General features: G+C 56.3%; 3 protein-coding genes. 2 read left to right on the top strand and 1 reads right to left on the bottom strand.

Annotation, left to right across the window (positions count from 1 at the left end; genetic code table 11):
• Positions 1-441 precede the first annotated feature (441 nt).
• Positions 442-4,446 (bottom strand): DUF11 domain-containing protein, encoded by a 4,005-nt coding sequence (locus tag JSQ98_RS14875; protein WP_211650612.1) that lies wholly within the window; start codon positions 4,444-4,446, stop codon positions 442-444.
• 719 nt (positions 4,447-5,165) lie between these two features.
• Here JSQ98_RS14875 and JSQ98_RS14870 point away from each other — a divergent pair.
• Positions 5,166-5,741, top strand: coding sequence for a recombinase family protein (locus JSQ98_RS14870; RefSeq protein WP_211650611.1), 576 nt, complete (start codon positions 5,166-5,168; stop codon positions 5,739-5,741).
• 147 nt (positions 5,742-5,888) lie between these two features.
• On the top strand, positions 5,889-7,001 hold the full coding sequence (locus JSQ98_RS14865; protein WP_211650610.1) for a YPYG domain-containing protein: 1,113 nt from the start codon (positions 5,889-5,891) through the stop codon (positions 6,999-7,001).
• Positions 7,002-7,288: the final 287 nt, after the last annotated feature.

Here is a 7,288-nt window from a genome sequence, read left to right as displayed (position 1 = left end):
GTCGGCTGCTCTGCGTCACCGTTCACCACCAGCTCACCGGGTTGAGTAACGAGGGCGTCTGCTTGCGCTGCTGGAGAGACAAGGCCCAGGACTAACGCGCTGGCGATGACGGCCACCGCGGTGGCCGCGGCAATGGCACCGCGCCGAGCGCGACTAATCCCAACTGACAATGTTGTCTCCTCGAAATCCGTAACTCTCATACGCCTGCGTTGAGAGGTGTTAGTCCTAAGCCGCATGAAGGTTTAGTGAGTACACAACAAATGCACTCAAAATACTGATAATAGTCGCTACACAGCATTTTTCACTTCCACTGCACCGATATTGCAGCGCTCTTCGATGAGTAGGACGTCAAAATGGCAGCAGTCCCGGCACCAATCAAATGAATAGGTGCCGGGACTGCTGCTTACTAAGAGAGGGGAACTCTTAGCTAGCTGAAGATTATCAGCTCATTTCTGCTTGCCTACGGCGAGCAACCATCAGGGCCGCTCCGCCACCCAGAAGGAGCAAGGCAAGGCCGACAAGCGTTCCGAGTGTCGCACCTGTTACCGGGAGACCGGGAACGGAGGGCGCGGCGGGAGGCGCGCTCACGAAGTGGCTTGTGCACAGCGGGCTATTATCGGCGCAGATTGGTTCTGCACCGGTCATCGCGACCACGTTTCCGAGGTTGTTGTTTCCGCTGTTGTACTTGCCAACAGTCACGGTGTACGTCACCGTTGCCGTTGAGCCACTTGCCAATGCGCCAGTGATCAGGATGCTGTTTCCGTCGGCCTTCGCGGCTACGGTGCCTTTGACTGTAGGCCCATTCGTGAGTGATGCGTCGTCGAGAACATCGGCCATGTGGTCGGTGTAATCAACGCTGACATCGGCGGCGGAGCTACTGCTGGAGAGATTCTTGAAGGTCAGCGTGTACGTGACCTCATCCCCCGGCAGAACCTTCGTTCCTGAATCAGGGTTAGAACTCTTAAGAACGCTGATGTCTGACACGTAGTTCATCGTGCAGTCATCGTTGCCGACCTCGCAGGATGCCGGGGGCTCACCCCCGGTGTTCACGAGGAAGTTACCGAGCTGGTCGTCTCCTCGCTCACCGTCTCCGCGAACAGTTACTTCGTAGCTGACCGTTACGGTTTCTCCAGCTGCGAGCGTTCCCGTGATTGTCACTCGACCGTCAACGAGGTCGCTGACCGTCAGTGCTGGATCTGACGCCACTGGAGGTGAGGTCAGATCAGCGTCATCGAGCACACCGGTCAGTACATCCTGACGGTTCACATCCACATCAGCCTTGCCAGTATTGGTGAAGGTCAAGGTGTAAGTGGCGGTGGCACCAGGACGCAATGTCGTTCCGGAAGCGGGATTGACAGCCTTGGAATCATCCAACTCACCGATCGGGTGCTCCGTCGACGGAGGTGGCGGCGTGACGCATTCACCATCGACACAGTCGATCAGCTCAGCAGGCGTGTCCTGGAGCAGGAGGTTCGTCGAGACATTATTGCCGCGTTCCCCATCAGGTCGGATCGTGACCTGGTAAGTGACCGTTGCAGTTTGCCCGGGCTCGAGCTCACCTACAATTCTCAGTGCTGCTTCAGTGTTAGTCACAGTAACCGACGGGTTGTCGGAAACAGGTGCACTAGTCAGCTCAGCGTCATCGAGAACATCGGAGAGATCATCCGTGCTGTCTACCGGACCAGCAGCCAGACCATCATTCGTGAACGTCAGAGCGTAGGTCACGACATCACCAGCACCCAAACCAGTCCCGGACTCAGGATCAGACGTCTTACCAGACACAATGTGCGGTAGAGGCGTCTCAACCGTTACCGTGCAGTCCTCAGCTTCGACGCACACAGGCGTTGAAGCGACGTTCACAAGATTGTGATCGCCTGCATTCGTTACCAATAGTGAGTAGGTGAACGAAGCAGAATCGCCTGCCTCAAGAGGACCAGACCACGTGAGAACCGGTTCTGCATACTCTACGCCGCCAACGGTCGAGGTGGCGTTGCCATCGAATTCGGCGTCGTCGAGCACGCCACTGAGGTCGTCAGTCGCGATCGCTGGGTTGTCGGCAGTGAAATCCGTTCCACCATCGTTGACTACTGTCACGGTGTATTCCACCGTGTCGCCGGTGTTCACACCCGCAACTGCATCAGAAGTCTTCTGAATAGTCAGATGCTCAACAGGGTGCTCAGTCTCACACGCGTCGGCGCAAACGCCGCCAGTGTCAGACAGTACGTTTCCGATCAAATGGTCGCCCTGCTGATCAAACGAGAGCACGGTTGCCGTGTAGGTCACGACCGCTGTTTCTCCCACAGGAAGTGTTCCTGCGATCAGAAGATCCGTGCCGTCAACGGTGGGTGTGACCGCTGCATTTGACGACACCGGTGCACTTGTCAGTTCGGCGTCGTCCAGTACCTCGGCAAGATCGTCCGTCGCATCAACGGTGGCAGGCGTGTTACCCGTGTTAGTGAAGATCAACGAGTAGGTGATTTCCTCGCCCGCGCGAACAATCGTACCCGTGGCTGGGTCTGATGTCTTCGTGTATGACAAACCGGAACCCGGAATCTCTACAGTTACACAGGGTGTTGCACCTGGAGCGAGAAGATTTGTGGGAACGCACGCCTGGTTCGTGAGTTTCTGATCGCCCTCGCCGTTATAGGTGAACGTCGCGGTGATCGTTGCCGACTCTCCTGAGAGGAGTACTCCATCCCATGCGAAACCGTCTTCGTCAGTTACGAGTGTGCCGGTGGAAGCTACTGGTGATCCGTCCGCGATGTCCGCGTCATCGATCACTTCACCCCATGAATCGGTTGCAGTGGCGGGGTTCTCTTCCGTGAAGTCACCCGGGCCCGCATTGGTCACGGTGACAGTGTAAGTTACCGGGGATCCAATAGCGGGCAGATCCGTAACGTCGGCAGTCTTCATGATTTGCAACCGCGGCAACAATGTTTCGGTAGTTGCACACTGAAGACCAGTCGTCGGATCAGCTCCATCGACACAATCGGGAGTATTTACCGGGTCGTTCGGGAATGCGACATTTCGCACGTAACCATCTCCGGCAGCGGTCAAGGTGACCGAGTAGGTGATTTCGACGGTTTCCCCGGCAGCCAGAGCGCCGGTCCACTTGAGGCGCGGCGAGGTGAACGTCAAGTCGCCTGTCTGATCCGCGACTGCATCGTCGTTATAGGTCGCGTCATCAAGGACGCCTCCAAGGTCGTCTGAGATAACAGCAGGCTCATCCGCTGTGAAGTCTGCAACACCGGTATTTGTGGCTGTCACAGTGTAGGTCACTGTGTCACCGACCCTTGTTTCGGCCGTAGCATCTGAGGACTTTGTGATATCGAGGCCACGCGGGCAGGAAGTAACCTCGGACGAGTTGTTGTCCGGGTTAGGATCCTGCTCATTACCGAGTACATACGCTGTGTTCGTTACGCATTCAGCAATATCGGCAGGGACATCTGCCGTGATTGTGATCGTGGAGGATGCACCAGCCAGCATGCGTCCACCGACGCACGTGACATCGTTGCCAGCGACCGTGCAATTGGCGGTGCTTGTTGCCTGAACATTAGTCAGACCTGCCGGTACAGCGTCAGTGACGGTGTAGCCCGATGAGTTGCCTTGGCCATTGTTGGTCACAGTCAGGGTGTACGTCACCTGACCGCCCGCAGTAATTGACTCTGGCCCCTCTTTCACAATTCCGAAATCGGTGGGAAGACCAGGAGAAGCTGCGCCATCATTGTTCGTTGACCCAGGCCCGCTCACGACAGAAAGGATTCGGATTGTCGGCTCAGCAGATGCGGGATTATCAACAGCAACCTGGAAGACGTTACCGGAGGCGTTGGCAGAGAATCCGAGGTTGCCGTTGCCGTAGGTCCAGGCTGCACCGGATGTCTCGACTCCTGCTACGGGGAACCCAACAACAACGCCTGTCGCCGGATCCATCCTCGTTATAGTGCTACCAGTCATGGTCCAGAAAAAGCCATCCTTGTAGGCCATGTCTGCCGACTGGCTGGCTCCAGTGATCGGCACGGAGCCCAAGTGATTGCCCGTCACAACGTTAAACCGGTTCAGACCCTCGTCGGTTATGTAATAGAACGCCCCTTGGGGGCCAAAAGCTGCCGAGATTGTGGCGCCCAGGCCTGATGCGATGGGAGTAATGGATCCGTTCTGTCCGATCCGTAGCAGTGTGCCCTGCGGGTAGCCGGGTGTGCCACCATTCACAACGCCATAAATGTAGTTGTCTGCTGTCCGGTAAGAAATAGCGTTATAAGTCGCGGGGGAAGGGGGGCCTTCAGGCGCGAAGTTCACGGTTCCCGATGCGTCGCTGACCGCCCGAAACAGCTGCGTAGGGGAGTTCTGCGCTACGAAGACCTGAGGATCTGCCGGATTAAAAGGATCGCCCGGAGCAGCGGATGCCGCTGTAGAAACACCAACAAATGCAGAAGTGATGAGTGACATCAATGCGATACCAGCGCTGAATCTCATCCCCCTTTTACGTAGCCCCCGACTCCGTGGGGAAGCGCTTCTTTGCGCTTCGCTCCATTTCAAATCTCGCGGCATATGCAATCTCCCTTTCGATATACACCCTGAACGCTGGCTGAAAGTAGCCAACCTGATAGTGCCCCATTACGATCTTAGGGGTAAAATTGGGATAAAGATAGGTGTTTCCTACGAACCAGTTAAGTGCTAGTGAAGGATATATAAGCCGCTAATTCCTGAATTCAGGAGCAGCATTGAACCCCACCGACCCCGAGCGGATCGGTGTCGCACTCCCATTTACTCGGACCGTGCGCGCAGCATTCCATTTGAGTTGGTTGTTGCACTGGCCTCGCCTCGGCTACGCATGTGACGTAGTCGATCGACCCATCGAAGTTGACGCGGATGGCAGATGAGTGCACTGCCTGGCACCCGGTGAGCACGAAGATGCCCATTGCGCAGATCCCTGCGAACTTGCGTCGAACGTTTCGCATGGCGCGACGATAACCGCCACTTATCGCAGTCGGTGAACGATGTCGCCGGATCGTAATGCACCGCGCCACTCAGCTGATCGACCTCCCACCGAAAACGGTCGTTTACGAGACATTCGTGAGGCGGTCTGGGTTCAAGACGGTTTCATGTCTCAAAAACCGTGTCGCTAATCTATGTTTCACAACGTACATTTGCAATACGGTAAGTGCATGGCACTCATTGGATACGCCCGAGTTTCTACCCGTGACCAGAATCCTGAAAGCCAGACAGATGTGCTGAGCTCGGCCGGGTGCGAGAAACTGTTCGTTGATCGTGCGTCTGGAACACTTGCAAAGCGTCCCGCGCTCACCGAGGCTCTCGGGTATCTCCGAGCTGGTGACACCCTCGTCGTCACGAAACTTGATCGACTTGGTCGCTCAGTGAAGAACCTGAAGAAGATCTCCGACCAACTGCAGGAACGGGGGATCGGTTTGAAGGCTCTTTCGCAGGGGATCGATACGACCACCCCAGGAGGGCGGTTGTTCTTCCACATGCTCGCTGCCATCGCTGAGTTCGAGCATGACCTCATTGTCGAGCGCACGCAGGACGGCCTTGCCGCTGCGCGAGCTCGTGGACGCAAAGGTGGGCGGCGCCCGAAGATGACGGAGAACCGGATCAAGCAGGCCCGGGCCATGTATGAGACGGGCGACCACACGGTGCAGGAGATCGCAGATACCTTCGGCGTTGGGCGGGCCACGATCTACCGCCACCTCGAAGACAAGGGATTGAAGACCACGCAAATCTGATCAGATTGCGGGAGCACCGGTCCGTGTTCGAACTTGGTGGGCGAATCCGAGGGTGAAATCTGGGGCGAAGCGGTCAGTCACTGGACTTGCTATGTAAGTCTTATCCAGTTTGGTGTAGAAGTACCCGCGCATGAGAACAGGAAATAGATGTCGAACACGCCTGCAGGTTGGCACGATGATGGCTCTGGGCGTCAACGTTGGTGGGACGGGACGGCGTGGACCGATGCGTACCAGGATGAGCAGGCGCAGGTTGAACCGGTAGTCCCGTCAGCGCCTCAGCGCCCAGTTGTCACCGCTAACGGTCTCGGCATCGCTTCGCTCGTGACTGGCGGTGTAGCTTTTCTTATCGGCTGGTTGCCTTTCATCGGGGCTTTGGTGGCACTTGCAGCGATCATTCTTGGCGTACTCGCTCTTCGAAAAAACCAACGCAAGTGGATGTCGGTTGTTGGAGTGTCCCTCGGGGGAATCGCTCTCGTAACTTCGATCGCCGTGACAATCGGTGTTGGCTTGATTCCGGCAGACGAGCTCGCGACAGCGCAGCAATCTCGACAGGCTGAGCAGTGGGCCGAGAAGCTTGGCGCAGAGGAGGCTGAAGCGAAGAAAGAAGCCGAAAAGCGGCAGGCCGAAGAGGCGAAAGCTGCCGAGAAGAAAGCCGAGGAAGCGAAAGCCGAGAAGGAAGCTGCCGAGAAGGCGGAAAAGGAAGAAGCTGCAGCCGCTGCCGAGAAGAAAGCCGAAGATGAACGCGCGGCGAAAGAAAAAGCCGAGAAGGAAGCATCAATGGTCCTTGTGCCTGATGTTTCAAAGCTGGATGGTGCACAAGCTGAAGAGCTGATCGAGAGCGTCGGTTTGAAGGCGGAGTTCGACGGTGGTAGTAAATCTGTGTTTGCACCTGGGAACTGGCAGGTCATGAGCACCTCGCCGGCTATTGGGAAGAAGGTCGACCTCGGGTCGAAGGTTATCGTCAAGGTTGAGAAGAAGAAGTACACACCGCCTCCAGTCGAGACCACATCAGGTGGAGTTGACGCAATTGATGCGTGGCTAGCATGCACTTACTACGCAGAGACGCAGTTCCCCTATGGCGTGAAGGTGCATTCCCTCGCCGGACGACTTGCAGAACGTCTCGAGAATGACGAGTGGTTCTTGAAGGCTGAGATCACTCCAAAGAACGAGTACGGCACGAAAGTTAGTGGAATGGTGATGGAATGCACCGTGGCCGGAACCCAGGCATCGCCGCAAGTTACTTCATTCCTCGCATATTGAGGGTAGGAAAAGTCGAATCTCAGCGGCTCTCTCCTGGGCGCAAGAAAGTTGCACGTTTCCACAGCTCCACCAGAAGTAATAAGGAAAACCGACAATTCTCTTAGGGTAAAGCTATGGAAGACCTATCCCCCTCAGTGCTCATGCGGCCTCTCACTGCGGCTATCAATGCTTTTGGGCAATCAGTGGTCGAAGAGAGTACTCGCCTTGACGAATATCAAGTCAAGGTTGCTTTGACTCTCGCGAACTCCGCATACGACTTCGCAGATGCTCTCCGCAAACTAACTAAT

Origin of the sequence: Leucobacter manosquensis, assembly GCF_018304845.1 — a bacterium.
In the GTDB taxonomy this organism is placed as follows: Bacteria; Actinomycetota; Actinomycetes; order Actinomycetales; family Microbacteriaceae; genus Leucobacter; species Leucobacter alluvii.
This window is presented reverse-complemented; position numbering and strand designations above follow the sequence as displayed.